This window comes from Neptuniibacter sp. 1_MG-2023, assembly GCF_030547185.1.
In the GTDB taxonomy this organism is placed as follows: Bacteria; Pseudomonadota; Gammaproteobacteria; order Pseudomonadales; family Balneatricaceae; genus Neptuniibacter.
In genome coordinates this window covers 160,552-176,216 of record NZ_JAUOQR010000007.1, presented here as the reverse complement: position 1 = coordinate 176,216, position 15,665 = coordinate 160,552, and the positions used below count along the sequence as shown (strand labels likewise).

Below are 15,665 nucleotides of genomic sequence, written 5' to 3'. Positions count from 1 at the left end.
AATTCTTACCTAACATCACCCCTTAGTTACTATTAAAGTCCATAGCAGCTGTTATAATCCATCACTGATTATTTATACAGTGACTAAGAGCAGCAATGGACGTAACCCATATAATCGATTCGCTAAATGATGCCCAGCGTAGCGCAGTAACGGCTCCCGTACAGAACCTACTGGTACTTGCAGGTGCGGGTTCCGGTAAAACTCGTGTACTGGTCCACCGTATCGCATGGCTTATTCAGATCGAAAAGATGTCACCCTATTCGATTATGGCAGTTACCTTTACCAACAAAGCGGCCAAAGAGATGCGTGGCCGAATAGAGGAGCTGCTCGGCATTAACCCTCAAGGCATGTGGGTTGGCACGTTCCATGGACTAGCCCATCGTTTATTACGTGCTCACTGGCAAGATGCAGGGTTACAAGAAAACTTCCAAATTATGGATAGCGATGACCAGCTTCGTGTCATCAAGCGCCTAGCAAAAGAGATGAACTTGGATGATAAGCGCTGGCCAGCGCGCCAATTCCAGTGGTACATCAACGATAAAAAAGATGAAGGCTTGCGCTCAAAACATATTGAACCGCGTAATGACCCAACCGACCGAAATATGCTTTCCATGTATCAAGCCTATGAAGCCGCTTGTGAACGAGGCGGCATGGTCGACTTTGGCGAGCTTCTACTCCGTTCACTCGAGCTGCTGAGAGATAAAAACCCCGCTCTTCTAGCCCATTATCAAGATCGCTTTCGTTACCTCCTTGTAGACGAATTTCAAGACACTAACAGTATCCAATACGCATGGTTACAGATGCTATGCGGCGGGCAACGTAAACTGATGGCGGTGGGTGATGATGACCAATCCATCTATGGCTGGCGTGGCGCAAAGATAGAAAATATTCAAAATCTTTCTATCCATTTCCCCGGCACAGAAACCATTAAGCTAGAGCAAAATTATCGTTCGACTGAAACAATTCTACGTGCAGCCAATGAAGTCATCCGTAATAACCAAGGCCGTCTAGGGAAAGAACTCCACACTGATGCAGGAGAAGGTGAGGCTATCTCGCTCTACTCTGCATTTAATGAGCAAGATGAAGCTCGCTTTATCGTCGATCAGATTAGCAAATGGGTTCAAGATGGCAATGTACGTAGAGAATGTGCCATTCTCTATCGCTCTAATGCTCAATCAAGGGTACTTGAAGAAGCACTGATTCGCAGCGGTGTTCCTTATCGTATCTATGGCGGACAACGCTTTTATGAACGCTTAGAGATTAAAAATGCACTCTCTTACCTACGCTTACTTAGCAATAGAGATGATGACACCTCCATGGAGCGTGTTATTAATGTGCCGACCCGCGGTATTGGTACTCGCACAGTAGAGATTATTCGTGAACATGCCCGCAGCCAATCGATCTCTATGTGGCGCGCCTCAAATGAAATTGTAGAGCTGAAACGCTTGCCACCTCGCGCAGCGAATGCCCTACAAACATTTATCGATTTAATCAATCAGATGGCCCAAGATACCGAAGATACCCTGCTCCATGAGCAAGCTGAACATGTTATCCAGCACGCCGGGCTAATTGAACATCACCAAAAAGAGAAAGGCGAAAAAGCCCAGTCGCGCATCGAAAATTTAGAAGAACTCGTTACCGCTGCCAAACAATTTAACAGTCAGTGGGATGAGTTTTTGGATGAGGAATTTAATTCTCCACTCGCCGCCTTTTTAGATCAGGCAGCCTTAGACTCCGGCGATACCCAAGCTGATGATTTCCAAGATAGTGTCCAGTTAATGACCTTACATTCAGCCAAAGGCTTAGAATTCCCTCAAGTCTTCTTAGCGGGGGTTGAGGAAGGTCTCTTTCCACACAAGATGTCTATCGAGGAACCTGGCCGCCTCGAAGAGGAGCGCCGTCTCTGCTATGTAGGTATAACCCGTGCTATGCAGAAGCTCTACATCACTTATGCAGAATCCCGCCGCTTACACGGCCAAGATAATTACAACCGCCCCTCTCGTTTCATTAAAGAGATTCCAAATGAACTGATTGAGGAGGTGCGCCTCAACGCTAGCGTTAGCCGACCAATGACAAGCCGTTACAATAATGATGACACGGGTAGTAGCTTATTTGGCAGTAGTTCTCTAAGCAGTAGCGCAATACCTGAAACCAATTTAGCGCTAGGACAACGCGTAAACCACAGTAAGTTTGGTGAAGGTACAGTGCTAAACTTTGAAGGGTCTGGTGCTAAAGCTCGAGTGCAAGTGAATTTCGACTATGAAGGAAGTAAATGGTTAGTGGTTGGGTTTGCCAATCTACAAACTATATAAAAAACAGCCCTATTCTATATAGGATCAGGGCTATGATTTCCCCGAGCATTGCGCTGAAAAACGCTTGGGGTTGTGCCAAGTACACGTTTAAAGAATTTGATAAAGTTCGTCGTCTCACTAAAGCCTAGATAAAACCCCACTTCAGCCACCGATGCACGGCTATGCGCTAAGATTCGCTGCGCCTCCAAAGCAATACGCCGATCAATAACTACTTTTGCAGAGACCCCTTCATATTTCAGACAGGCGCGACTTAAAGTGCTTTGTGCATAACCTAGACGCTGCGCATAATAATTCAGACTATGCTGCGCAGTATATTGTTGCTCTAACAACTGAATAAAAAGCTGGTATGTCTTTTGTGATCGACTAGGCAGGCTGACCATTGATGAGAGCTGATCCTGCCAACGGGCTAAACGAAGCAAAATACTTAATACTTCATGCCTCACCAACGCAATATCCAACTGAGAGCCATTAAAAGCAGCAAAATCCCGCCTTAGTCTTAACAATGCAGCCAATAAGTCATCATAAAGCAAGCTAGGTAATAAAGTGCAATTCTGCCAACGATCAAGTGCCAGTAAGCTGCTATCCGCTGCATACATATTATCGCCATAAGGTAACGACTTAGGATCAATCAACACCACTTCAGCATCTAACTCAGCATAATCACTCCACTCCTGAACCTGACCTGGGCGTACAAACAGCAACGAGCCCGTCGATAACCCATACTCAACAAAATCCACACTATGCTTGCCGCTACCTGCTGTCACTAATATCAATATGTAAAACTCAAGCCGCTCGGCAACCGCTGGCAACTTATCACGCATATCTTCCAACCGAATAGGCTCAATACCTAAAGCGGTTAGTTCTTTATTTTCAAATGAGGTCTGTTTAATCGGCTTCATCACTTTCCTAAATCACATATTTCTTATAAACGCTCGATTTTGATCATTATAAACAATATAGCTACCTCTCCATAAGGCACTATTTCTTAGAAGATAGCTAAAGAAGAAGAGAACTAGACATAAATACACCACGAGCTAATAGCGGTTTCTATCTTATTTGGACATAACCCACATGAACCTAAAAAACAGTAAAACAACAATGATCAAAACCATACGCTGCACGGCAATCGCCGGATTACTCGCCACTACATGCGTATCCAACACAATGGCAGAAACAGGAGAAACGCAAATGAGTTATAAACAAAAAGTGGTCGACTTGCTTAAAAGCATAGAGACAAATGAATCAAAGCCTGTCTCCTATATAAACCCTAACCAATATACACAACACAACTTAGCAGTTGCCGATGGTTTAAGCGGTTTCGGTGCGGTATTAGCTGCCCTACCGGCAAACTCAGCGAAGGTAAATACAGTCCGCGCATTCCAAGACGGTAACTACGTTTTCACCCATACGGAATATAATTTCTTTGGACCTAAAATAGGTTTTGATATTTTCCGTTTTGAAGATGATTTAATTGTTGAACATTGGGATAACCTTCAAGAGACACCGAAAACTACAAACCCGAGTGGTCGTACTATGATCGATGGTGCTCTAGAGGTAACAGACCTTAGCAAAAGTGCAGCCAACAAAACGCTCGTTACAAACTTTGTGACTGATATTTTACTCAATGGTGAAATGAGCAAACTACAAAGTTACTTTAATGGTGACCACTATATTCAACATAACCCTAATATTGCCGATGGTTTATCTGGATTAGGGGCAGCATTGGAAGCCCTTGCAAAACAAGGTATTCAGATGAAGTATGAAAAAGTCCACCACGTTCTGGGAGAAGGTAACTTTGTTTTAGTGGTGAGCGAAGGCAGTTTCGCAGAGCAACACACATCTTTTTATGACCTTTTTCGGGTAGAAAACGGAAAAATCGCCGAGCATTGGGACACCATCGAAGCAATACCAACCAAAGACACATGGAAAAACAACAACGGTAAATTTTAAACCTGATTAGCTTATAATCATCGGCTTATAAATAGTCACTAAAAGGCCCTCTGATATCTACAGTGTCGCGGAGGGTCTCTTACACCATATAGCCTAATAAAGCAGACAAGGTCTATAGATAGATCATCCTCATTTGTCTCAACCCTAGTCTGATCTTACCATGCAAAAATAGACACAGTTTTTAGCAGTATAAAGCCTCCTTTCCTTGGTTTATCTGTACCGTTAAACCTACCTATCGAGATCAATATCAATTCAGGTTATACTTGGCAAAAAAGTGCGCGTTAGGTCCATAGGAAGCAATAAGACTATCTGAATTTTACCTTCCTCCCTCTAAATCTCATACAAAATAGATGCAGACCAATCACTGCTTATGGCAAGAATTAAACGGATTTTTTATAGACCTAAGCAACTCATCTGTCGATGGCTCTTGCCCTGTATAGCCTTATGCTTAACCTTTCTCAGCTATCCATTAGCGGCGGCAACGCTTGCGGTTATATACCCCGATCTACCACCACCCTACCAACAGGTTTTTGAACAAATAATTGAAGGGATTGAAACTCAGCATGTAGGGAAAGTGATTAAATACTCTATAGATAAACCTCTAGCGCCCGATGCCCTGCTAAACAAAATGGACACCGATGGTGTTGACCGAGTTATCACTTTAGGACGCAGAGGTTATGCATACAACAATACCCTCCGAGGAAAATACCCTTTTGTGACGGGGGCTCTACCTATAAGACCCAACGATATATCAGGTGTCAGCTTAATCGCTGATCCTGCAAACCTGTTTGATCAATTAAAAATACTATCGCCAAACACTCGCCAAGTTCACGTGGTATACACAGACCAAAGTGAATGGCTGATTGAAAAAGCACAACGCGCAGCCGCCAAAAAGAAGCTAAAGCTCATTACCGCTAAAGTTGCTGATTTAGGTGAGGCCGTTGAGCGCTATCAAACAATATTGCAAGAAGCGGACAGCCTGACTGATGCTATTTGGTTGCCGTTAGATACGACCACTGCTAACGAAAACGTCATATTGCCCCTATTACTGCGCGAATCTTGGGATAGAAACTTTGTCGTTTTTTCGAGTAAACCGGGCCACGTCCGCCGTGGTTTCCTTTTTACCCTTTTCCCTGACAATATTCAGGATGGCTCCCGTTTGGCCCGCATGGTGGCAAACATGAAGGAGGGAGAGAAAGGCCCTGGTGTAGAACTATCCCTTACTCGACAAGTGGGTGTGAACTTGAGAACCGCCTCCCACCTAGGCTTAGAATATAACGCAACAATGAAAAACTCTTTTTATCAAACTTTTCCTCAATCCAGATTCTAGGGCATATTGATGATATTTTTTGGTCGACACAGACATAAAAGTATTTGGCAGCAACTGCTCTTGTTTCTGATTATATCTATCTGCCTACTCTCTATTACCAGCTCAGTAACCGCAGTATGGGTCTCGTATAATCAATCCCGACAAGTTCTGCAGCAAAATTCATTACGCATAGCTGATAACTTAGCCCATCTCAGCGTGCTCTCCTTGATCACTGCCAGCAAAGAAAATGCGCATGACGCTCTATCCCAGGTACTAGGCTTCAACGATGTTACTGGTGTCGCTATTTTCTCAGACAGCCTAGATCTATTGCTTAAGCAAGGGGATGTCGATTGGAAAAATTCCGACTTAGATCTTTGGTTCCCGATTAACGCCGCCACGACAGTCAAAAATACAGGCAGCGCTTGGTTTATTGCCGCTCCCGTCTACTTGGAAAATACCGATCCATTAAGCAACGATAGCGGTGCTCAAGAATTCAGCTTAGAGAACAATACAAAATCGCTACTTGGTTACGTTATGATTAAAGTTTCCAAAGAGTCCCTTGTTAAGCTAATCAATAACCTCATCATCTACAATCTGCTCGTCACGTTAATCATATCCATACTGTTAATCTGGCTCTTAAATAGAGGGCTTCGTCATCTAACAAGCCCCCTTTCCAAACTATCTGAAACGATGAATGAGGCACAAACCTCAGGCGATCATCTAGTTGCAGAAATTGAAGGGCCTAGAGAAGTTCAACAAATGGCGAGAAGCTTCAATGCCATGATGAACTCCTTAGAGCAGCAAGAAAACAAGCTCATAGAATTAAACACAGGCCTTGAATCTGAAGTTGAAGTCCGTACTCATGAACTAGTCGCCGCGCGTGATACAGCATTAGTTGCTATGAGGACTCAATCGGAGTTCCTCGCCAATATCAGTCACGAACTACGCACTCCTCTACAAGCTGTAACTAGTTATATTGAATTGGTTACAGAAGAGCTTGAAATACATCCTGAATTTGACACTCAAGTTGAGGACCTTAATTCAGCCTTACATTCTTCACAGCGGCTTTTAAACCTAATTAACGCCATCTTAGATTTAGCTAAATGTGAAGCCGGTAAAATGGATCTGAGCGCACAGCAATGCTCACTCACCGATCTAATCAAAGAGACTGAAAATACTATACGTCCACTGGCCGCAAAAAATAAAAATCGTTTCACCATCGACCACCCTTCTGGGGATCTTTACTTAAATGTAGACAAAGAAAAGATTCAACAAATACTACTCAACCTATTATCAAATGCCTGCAAATTCACAGAGCAGGGAGAGATCTCTCTTAAGTGTTATCTGGATCAAAATAAAATCTATTGGGAAGTCGCCGATACAGGGATAGGTATTCCTAAAGAACAGCTTGCTCAAGTATTTAATAAGTTCAAACAGGTCGATGGAAGTGTAAAACGCAAGTATGGAGGCACAGGGCTAGGACTGGCTATAGCAAAACACTATGCCGAAATGATGGGAGGTTCCATCACTGTATCAAGTAAACCCAATAAGGGCAGTGTTTTTACATTCTGGCTAACTATACCCAATGAAGAAAAGTATTAAGCTGGTAATTCATCTACCAGCCACTACAATAACTTGGGGTTATTTAAAGTAGGCGTTATGAAAAAAAGGCTAAGCATACTCACACTGCTAACATCTCTCTTTGCCCAGGTTACTGCGGCTGAAGAGAACAACTTCGCCCCAGGAAGTGAATTTGCAGATTTCTTTGGCGAGGAGACCTTAGTTAGTATTGCTACAGGTACACATACACCGATCAGCAAAGCGCCCTCAGTAGCCAGTGTTATTAACGCAGAAACGATTTCATCTATGGGTGTAACCCACCTGTTCGAAGTCTTAGAGCGCATACCCGGCCTACACTTAATGCCATCCGATTTAAGCCGCTTAGACCCCGTCCTTTCAGTCCGAGGCATACAAACAGGCTTCAACCCACAAATATTAATCTTACTTAACGGTATTGAGCTAAAACATAACTACAACGGCGGCCTTGCTTTTACCTTTCGCATGCCGGTAAGCAATGTCAGCCGTATAGAGGTTATTCGAGGCCCAGGGTCAGCGGTCTATGGCGCTGACGCTTTTAGCGGCGTGATCAATATCATTACCCGCACGGCAGCGGAAAACCAACAGGGTGCAGCGGGTATACGTGTTGGCAGTTTTGACAGTAGAGACACTTGGCTACGAAAAGGATTTGTTGAGGATGACTTCTCCGTCTCATTTTCACTCGACAATCAAACCAGTGATGGCGATAGTGGCCGCATTGTAAATACAGACCTACAATCAACCTTCGATGACCTCTACGGAACCAGTGCATCCGAAGCGCCTAACGCCTTACAAACGGGTTATGACGTCACGAATCTACAACTTGATCTATCACTAGGTAATTGGTCTTGGAAAAACTGGTACTGGAAGCAGGATAGCGCAGGGGTCGGCCAAGGGGGATCTCTCGCATTAGACTCAACCGGTTATCAAAATGCAGAACAGTTTCTAACTCATCTTAACTATGACAAAGATCTAACAAATCATTTCAATTTCAAAGCTGATTTATCTTACCTGAGAACGGTTAGTGACTCTTACTTCTTACTTTTCCCAGAAGGTAGTACCTTACCGATTGGGAGTGATGGAAACGCCTTTTCTGACCCCTTTTCCGGCCTTGTCACCTTTACTGATGGGTATATAGGCAACCCCTACTCCCTAGCTGAAACTACACGTTTAGAGCTCGCCGGTATCTATTCAGGCTACGATAATCACACTATAAGGATTGCATCAGGCTGGAGCCAAGACAAGATCCGAACTGAAGAGTATAAAAACTTTGGCCCAGGCGTTATCGATGGCTCAGAAGGTACAGTAGACGGAACACTGACTAACGTAAGCGGCAGTGCCGATATCTATCTGCAACCCCAAAAAAGAACTGCATACTTTCTGTCAGCTCAGGATCAGTGGCAGTTAAATAATGACTGGTCATTTACGGCCGGCTTACGCTGGGATAACTATTCAGATTTTGGTAACACCCTCAACCCTCGACTGGCCTTGGTGTGGCTTACTCGACACAACTTAACAACCCGCCTACTTTACGGCACAGCGTTCCGTGCCCCCTCTTTCAGTGAACAACATCTAATTAATAATCCAGCGGCTTTGGGTAATCCTGACTTAAAACCGGAAGAGATCGAGACTTATGAATTAGCCTTCGATTATCGCCCTCATTTCGATACCAACCTAAGACTCAGTCTATACAGTTATACCGCCACAGACCTTATTGATACGGTAACCACCGGGAGTATGATCCAATATCAAAATATAGGTAATCAAGATGGTTACGGCGCTGAACTTGAGTGGGATTGGAAAATTAATCCACAGCTCAGCCTCAACGCCAACTATGCCTACCAACATGCAACAAATGCAGATACCAATATGCCTGTTGCTAACGTACCTCAACATAGCACTTATATAGACTTAAATTACACACTGTCACCTAACTGGTCAGGCTCTCTCCAACATTATTGGATAGGCTCTAGAGAAAGAGAGGAAGGGGACAATAGAGCTAAGGTCAGCGATTACCACTGGGTCAATGCGAAGGTCACACACGACATGTTAAAAAAACAGGTACGACTCGCATTGATCGTAAAAAATCTGTTTGATACTTATGCAAGCGAACCTTCAAGCAGTTCCATTCCTGATGATTACCCACTCGAAGGCAGAAGTATTTGGGCTGAAATAGAGTATCGCTTCTAAAATTTACCTATAGAGATTTAGAGTAACCATGGTAAAAAAAGTAGATGAACATAGCCGTAACGATGCCTTCTGTGAAAAAACTAGCACATCCATCTGGCAGGAAACACCCTCAACAACCAATCCATACACTGTAAGTGAAGCACGCTGCCACGGTTACGAACACCTCGCTTTAATTAATAATCGCAGCTATACCGAAGTGCTCTTCCTTATGTTTCAGGGTGAGCTACCTACTCCCGAGCAGCATCAGCTATTTGAACATTTATTAACAAGCCTTATTCATCCCGGACCTCGGCATAATGCCTGTCGAGCTGCAATGAATGCCGCTGTAAGTAAAACTCATGTTAGCCACATTCTTCCTTTGTCACTAAACGTACTCAGTGGTGAACAAGGAGGTAGCCATGAGGTGTTCCAAGCGATGAAATACCTACAAAATAATCAGCAAGTCACACCTCGAATGGGCGCACAAGCATTAACCCAAGCAGCCAAAATACTCGTAGCTCAAACCGATGAAGGAGACATTATTCCAGCACCAGGGTTTGGTACCTTCTATGGCAGCATTGATAGCTATACACAAAAAATCGCCGATAACGTTTTTAATCACTGTTCTCCGGGCCCTCACTTACGTTGGGCGCACGCGATGCTGGACGGTATAGATGAAGAGCTAACGTTAAGCTGGAGAATCGCAGGCCTAGCTGGCGCATGTCTGCTCGACTTAGGTTTTACTCCCTATACAGGGGAACTTATTTTCCAAATAGCCTGTGCACCAGGTATTGCAGCACAAGCAGCAGAAAAATCGAATAGCCCGATTACTGAAATGCCCTTCCTAGCCGAGGAAAACTATGTCATCAAATAAGACGGATCCCTGCTGGAAGCATTGGGATCAACATCGAAATAAAATCACCAGCAATAAAGGGGGCTGGAAGATCGGCGATGCAGTCTATAACCACGGATACTCGATGATGGACGACCTAATCGGTCAAATATCTTGGTTCCAACTGCTGGTTTTAAATACCACGGGGCGTCTGCCTGATAAAAACCTAGCCACTTGGTTGGAAAACTGTTTTAGCTGTTTGAGCTGGCCCGATTCACGTATATGGTGCAATCAAATAGCGGCATTAGCCGGATCGGTAAAAACACGCCCTGTCGCAGCGATTAGTGCAGGAATCCAAGCATCAGATGCATTACTTTATGGCCCAGGCGTTATCACCCCTTGTCTAAAATTCATTCAACAAGCCCGAGAAGATAAAGATCAAGGGCAAACGCTATTTGAACTTATTCAAAACAGACAAGGGAATAACCACAGTCTCCCAGGCTTTGCCCGCCCTATAGCTAAAGGGGATGAGCGTGTTACGGCAATGTATCGCTTAAGCAGAGAACTAGGTTTCGAGATAGGCCCCCATGAGAGCCTAGCACTAGAGATCAGTGAATATTTAACGATTCAAGAAGGTGAGTCGATTAACTTTGGGGGATATATGGCAGCCTTTCTTGCCGACCAAGGTTTTTCTGATCCAGATCTAAGCCGCATTATGGCGCTTTGGGTAAGTGCAGGAGTCCACGCCTGTTATGCCGAAGCGGCAGATAATACAGCGGGAAGTTATTTGCCTTTACAGTGCCAAGATATTATCTACACAGGTGTAGCGCCTCGTGATTTGCCAAACCCTTAACTTAAACAGCGGCTACTTACTCGAGGCTAATCCTTTAATCCGCTCGCCCATGGGCGGCTCCTCTTCAGGGTCGATTTTTACATCAATTAATGTGGGACCCGAACGAGAAAATAGCGCGGAAAAATCAAGCGTCTCTAGCGCGTCAAATGAATCTATACCTATACTCTGGATACCCATTGAAGAGGCCATCGCAGCATAATCAATTACCGGAAGCGAAAAACCTATAGGTTCAGCCCCACCTAAACGTTGGCCATGCTTGACCATTCCTAGCGCACTATCATTTAAGATAATCATCACTAAAGGCACACCTTGCTGCTGAGCTACCGTAATTTCTTGACCACTCATAAGATAGCTCCCATCTCCAGTAATACATAGATGGGGCGCATTAGGGTTGGCGATGGCAGATCCTACAGAGGAGCCTATAGCCCAACCCATAGAACCATAACCCATAGCGATACGGTAATAACCTTGATCATCACTGCGCAACATATAATGAGTCGCCCAAGCCCAAGCATTACCTGCATCAATAAAAATTCTTGTTTGCTCAGGAAGTGTTTCACCTAAATAATGAAATAAGCGTTGCGGCTTTAAGGGTAGATCGGAGCTACGCGCAAGATCCATTTCTGCTTGGTTTAAAAGCCCTGTCTCTGTGCGAGTATCACACTCCCACCAGCGGTCAACGCGTTCCTTACCCTGAAGTTGAGTCGTTAATTTCGCAAATAATTGCGGCAGAGGGCCCAACACATGAAGCCGTGCCATACTCGACTGATTGAAATACTGCGAGATACTATCAATATGAATCAGCTTGTTATTAAGTATGGAGGGCGTCCAACCATTAGTTCCTAGTTCACTTAATCGGGTACCTACCGCTAACAACAAATCATACTGCTGATCCATAACAAGCTTTCTAGCCTTTTCATGGCCAGAAAAACCAAAGACACCACAATACAACGGATGTCGCTCATCGATCCAACGTTTCCCCATAGGCCCACTAATCACAGGGATGTTAAAGGTTTCAGCAAATTGAATAATCTGTTTGCCCGCCTGATAACAGTTATCACCTAGTAAGATCACAACTCTATTGGCCGCTAAAACCTCCTGTCGCAGTTTGTCTTGGCTAGCCGGGTCACTAGTCACCAAATGTTGACGCAAAGTATGGGAGCGAACTATAGGTTTCTCAACAAGAGGGGTGTTAAAAATATCAGAAGGCACACTCAGATGTGCAGGGCCTCTTGGTGCTGTATTTGCCGCCATAATAGCGGAAATAAGCGCATGTTCGAACTGATCAGGGTGAGAGATCAAGGTATTAAATTTAGTGCAATAACGCAGCATACCTACAGTATCAATTGCGGTACTAGAGCTATCCTGCAAAGCTTGCTTGCCAAACTTTGGAAGTGCCGTTTGAGCAGTAATAACCAACATCGGGATATTATCCGCATAGGCACTTGCTACGCCGGTGATAAGATTTGTCGCCCCCGGCCCTGTCGTGGCACAACACACACCGAGAGAGTGAACTTCTCGCGCATAGCCATCAGCCATAAATGCCGCTCCAGCTTCATGCCGAGCGATAACCATATCTATCGGTCTTGCATGCGACTGTCTAGCTACGGCATCAAAAAAGGGTTCAATCGCCCCCCCAGGGACACCAAAGACCTTTTTGACATTAATTTGATTGAGATACTCTACCAGTAAATCACTATAACAAGCGCCTTCACCGAGAGAGGTCGCTTGATTACTCTCCCGCGAATTCTGATCTAGAGAGTTATGATTAATATCAATAGGGAGTTCGATCTCCAACATTTTGCGACTCCGGCAAACCGCTTGGATACTAGATATCCAAAGCTTCTATAGGGGCAGGTTTACCAAGAAAATAACCTTGGGCATATTCAACCTTAAACTCTCTTAACAGGTCGAGCGTTTCTTGATCTTCAACAAATTCAGCCACTGTCATTTTCCCTAGCGTCCATGCCACATCCCTAATGGAGCGAACTAAGGCTCGATCAATATCACTATTCTTCAGCTCTTTAACAAAAGAACCATCTATCTTTACTGTCTCTGCAGGGAATGATTTTAGATAAGAGAAGGTACTAAAGCCGGTGCCAAAGTCATCGATAGAAAAAGCACAACCCATTTCAGTTAAAGTTTTCACCATAGCTTGGGTCGCACTCAAATTAGTTAAACTCGCACTCTCTGTCAGCTCAAAAATAACCCGCGCAGGATCAACATTATACTCAGCTAACTTTTGCTCTATTAAGGGTACGAGTTGCTCATTATGGAAGGCTTGAGCCGATAAATTTATTGCAAGCTTAGGCAGTCTCGGATGATCCGCTAAGGTTTTTATCGCTTTCGATATAACATGTTTATCCAGTAAAGATGCTTCCTGGAAACGCTCAAGAGCCGAAATAAACTCGCCCGGATACACAAGCTTATCGTCAATAACTAAACGTACAAGCGCCTCATAATAAGCAATAGTACCAGTAGGAATGTGATAAACCGGTTGGTAATAAAGGACGATATCATCCCGTTCAATGGCGTGCCTTACGGTATACAACCAGTGCATACTTAAACGTACATCATCGCCCTCTTGATCCTGTTCAGTATGTAAATGAACACCTCCTGGGCCATAACGTTTAGCTACATATAAAGCTATATCCGCTCGCTGTAAATAATCTTGTGGTTTCTCAAGACTGCCATCGATCAAGCTGATACCTACACAACAGCTAACTTTAAAAACCTGATCATCAAACTGATATTGCTCCTCCTCAATCAGTTTGCAGATATGTGTAGCAATATCGTAAGCCTGTTGAGAATCGGTATCACTTAAAAGGAGAATAAATTCATCACCGCCGATACGAAACAAGCTTTCCGTTTCAGTCATGCGCTGCTGTAATTTCTCTGCTACATCTTTAAGAACAAAATCTCCTTTCTGATGCCCCTGAGTGTCATTGATCGCTTTAAAATGATTTAAATCTATATACAGCAATGCATACTGAATCTGGCTATAACGAGCAAAGGCGGCCACGCGCATTAACTCATTATCAAAAAAGTAACGGTTATGTAGCCCCGTCAAAGTATCATGCATCGCTAAATGTTCTAGGCGCTGCTCAGCTCTTCGTCTGGCCGATATATCATCAACCGCTACAAAAACTGACAGGGCCTGCCCTTTACGCTGCATTCCATTGAAACGAGCCTCAACCCAAATCGCCTCGTTAAACTTATCTTTAATTTTAAATTCAAGTCGAAAACGTTCACTCGGCTTTGCAATAATACGGGTAAGCGCATGCTTAATCTCATGTGTCGAACTTAATGGGTCTATATACACAACATCAATAAAGTCACTACCCAAAGCGCTAAACTCAGTTTCACCTATCATTTGTAACCAAGCTTTGTTCACAAAAACAATACGCCCTTGGCTATCGAGTTCTAAAACACCGGTAGTCAGGTTATCAAGAATATTCCTATGCTCTTGCGCTAAACTCTCCAGTGCCTCTTTACTTTCTTCCAGATGAGCAACCGTCTCTGCAAACTGCTCATTACTGATAAGAAAATCTTCTCTATGTGCCGCGATCTCACACACTTTACGCAATTGATTAGCTTGGAACGGCTTGCTAATAAAGTCAGCGGCACCTTGTAGCACTAAACTCTCGGCCAAATCCATAGTGCCGTGAGCCGTCATTATTACAATGGTTTGTGCAGGGTTTTCAGCTAATATCTGCTCCATAACTTCAGGGCCCGACATGCCCGGCAGCATCACATCTAGCAAAATAATAGGGTGTTTTTTCTCACGCCATAGTGCCAAACCACTGATACCATCTGAGGCTATATCCACTTCAAAACGTTGTTGTAATATTCTCTGTACAAGGTGTGCAGTCTCAGCCGTATCCTCTATGGCTAAAACCCGATCTTTACGTAACTCTCGATGAAGAGCGGCAGGCTGTTCCAATAATTCTTTGAGGCGGGGGTACTGCTCGAAAGGTAAAAGATGGTCGATGTCGAACTCGCGAGCTGTTTTTTCAGCAATGCGTTTACACCAAGTCGAGGAAACAACAATAAAAGGAATATCGGCACTGCAATTAAATATGCCCGAACGAACCATACGGGCTAATCGCCAACCATCTAGCCCCTCTAAATAAATATCACTAACAACACAATGGATTCGCAACTGCTTTAACATCCCAACCGCAGCAGTACCTGAATGTGCCACAATAACATTAAAGCCAGTATTTTCTGTTAGATAAGTAGATAGTGTCTCTGACTGTTCAAGATCACCATTAACCAGTAATAGCTGAAGATTACCCGTCATATTGCTCACAGCTATTCTGGTTAAATCTCAAGGGACGATGAGTCTGAAAAGAGAACACAATAGCGAAACCTTTTAGCATACAAAGGTTTGGTTTGAGATCTTTCTGCCTTATCTGATTGTCCATACACTACCTATTATTATAGTAAATCAGCCCTGCCATAGACTCTCGCATTTAGTTACTCTTTTCAAGATCTAATCTTTGGAGAAAAGTAAAAACCACTAATTATTTGATAAATAAAGCCTATTTATAACATTAAAACGATCGTTTAATAAATGACTGCGTTTTTCTATACTAAAGTAGCTGCTGATAATTAAACGACATCTATTCACCGTATATCATC

The 15,665-nt window shown here is 43.8% G+C and carries 10 protein-coding genes; 7 read left to right on the top strand and 3 right to left on the bottom strand.

Annotated features, from left to right (window positions below; translation table 11 throughout):
- Positions 1-95: 95 nt before the first annotated feature.
- On the top strand, positions 96-2,312 hold the full coding sequence (gene uvrD / locus Q4492_RS10105) for a DNA helicase II (RefSeq protein WP_303417536.1): 2,217 nt from the start codon (positions 96-98) through the stop codon (positions 2,310-2,312).
- Between the two features lie 14 nt (positions 2,313-2,326).
- Here uvrD and Q4492_RS10100 read toward each other — a convergent pair whose 3' ends face one another.
- Positions 2,327-3,211: an AraC family transcriptional regulator gene (locus tag Q4492_RS10100; protein ID WP_303417533.1), complete on the bottom strand. Its 885-nt coding sequence runs from the start codon at positions 3,209-3,211 to the stop codon at positions 2,327-2,329.
- 172 nt (positions 3,212-3,383) lie between these two features.
- Between Q4492_RS10100 and Q4492_RS10095 the strand changes: the two genes are divergently transcribed.
- The 6 genes from Q4492_RS10095 to Q4492_RS10070 all read left to right on the top strand — a co-directional run bounded on the left by Q4492_RS10095 (position 3,384) and on the right by Q4492_RS10070 (position 11,021).
- Positions 3,384-4,262 (top strand): nuclear transport factor 2 family protein, encoded by an 879-nt coding sequence (locus tag Q4492_RS10095; protein ID WP_303417531.1) that lies wholly within the window; start codon positions 3,384-3,386, stop codon positions 4,260-4,262.
- A 370-nt stretch (positions 4,263-4,632) separates the two neighbouring features.
- Complete coding sequence (locus tag Q4492_RS10090) at positions 4,633-5,592, top strand: ABC transporter substrate binding protein (protein WP_303417529.1); 960 nt, start codon at positions 4,633-4,635, stop codon at positions 5,590-5,592.
- A 9-nt stretch (positions 5,593-5,601) separates the two neighbouring features.
- A complete protein-coding gene (locus Q4492_RS10085) occupies positions 5,602-7,173 on the top strand; it encodes a HAMP domain-containing sensor histidine kinase (RefSeq protein ID WP_303417527.1) in 1,572 nt (523 codons plus the stop codon).
- A 57-nt stretch (positions 7,174-7,230) separates the two neighbouring features.
- Positions 7,231-9,357 carry a TonB-dependent siderophore receptor gene (locus Q4492_RS10080; RefSeq protein WP_303417525.1) on the top strand — a complete coding sequence of 709 codons (2,127 nt, stop codon included), beginning with the start codon at positions 7,231-7,233 and terminating at the stop codon, positions 9,355-9,357.
- Positions 9,358-9,385: 28 nt separating this feature from the next.
- A complete protein-coding gene (locus tag Q4492_RS10075) occupies positions 9,386-10,210 on the top strand; it encodes a citrate/2-methylcitrate synthase (RefSeq protein WP_303417524.1) in 825 nt (274 codons plus the stop codon).
- The gene (locus tag Q4492_RS10070) at positions 10,197-11,021 is read left to right on the top strand and encodes a citrate/2-methylcitrate synthase (RefSeq protein ID WP_303417522.1); all 825 of its coding nucleotides are present in this window, start codon (positions 10,197-10,199) and stop codon (positions 11,019-11,021) included. Before Q4492_RS10075 ends, Q4492_RS10070 begins: the two co-directional genes overlap by 14 nt.
- 12 nt (positions 11,022-11,033) lie before the next feature.
- On the opposite strand, the gene Q4492_RS10065 is transcribed toward Q4492_RS10070, so the two are convergent.
- Positions 11,034-12,821, bottom strand: a complete 1,788-nt coding sequence (locus Q4492_RS10065; protein ID WP_303417520.1) for a thiamine pyrophosphate-binding protein — start codon at positions 12,819-12,821, stop codon at positions 11,034-11,036.
- A gap of 28 nt (positions 12,822-12,849) precedes the next feature.
- Positions 12,850-15,324 carry an EAL domain-containing protein gene (locus Q4492_RS10060; protein ID WP_303417518.1) on the bottom strand — a complete coding sequence of 825 codons (2,475 nt, stop codon included), beginning with the start codon at positions 15,322-15,324 and terminating at the stop codon, positions 12,850-12,852.
- Positions 15,325-15,665 lie beyond the last annotated feature (341 nt).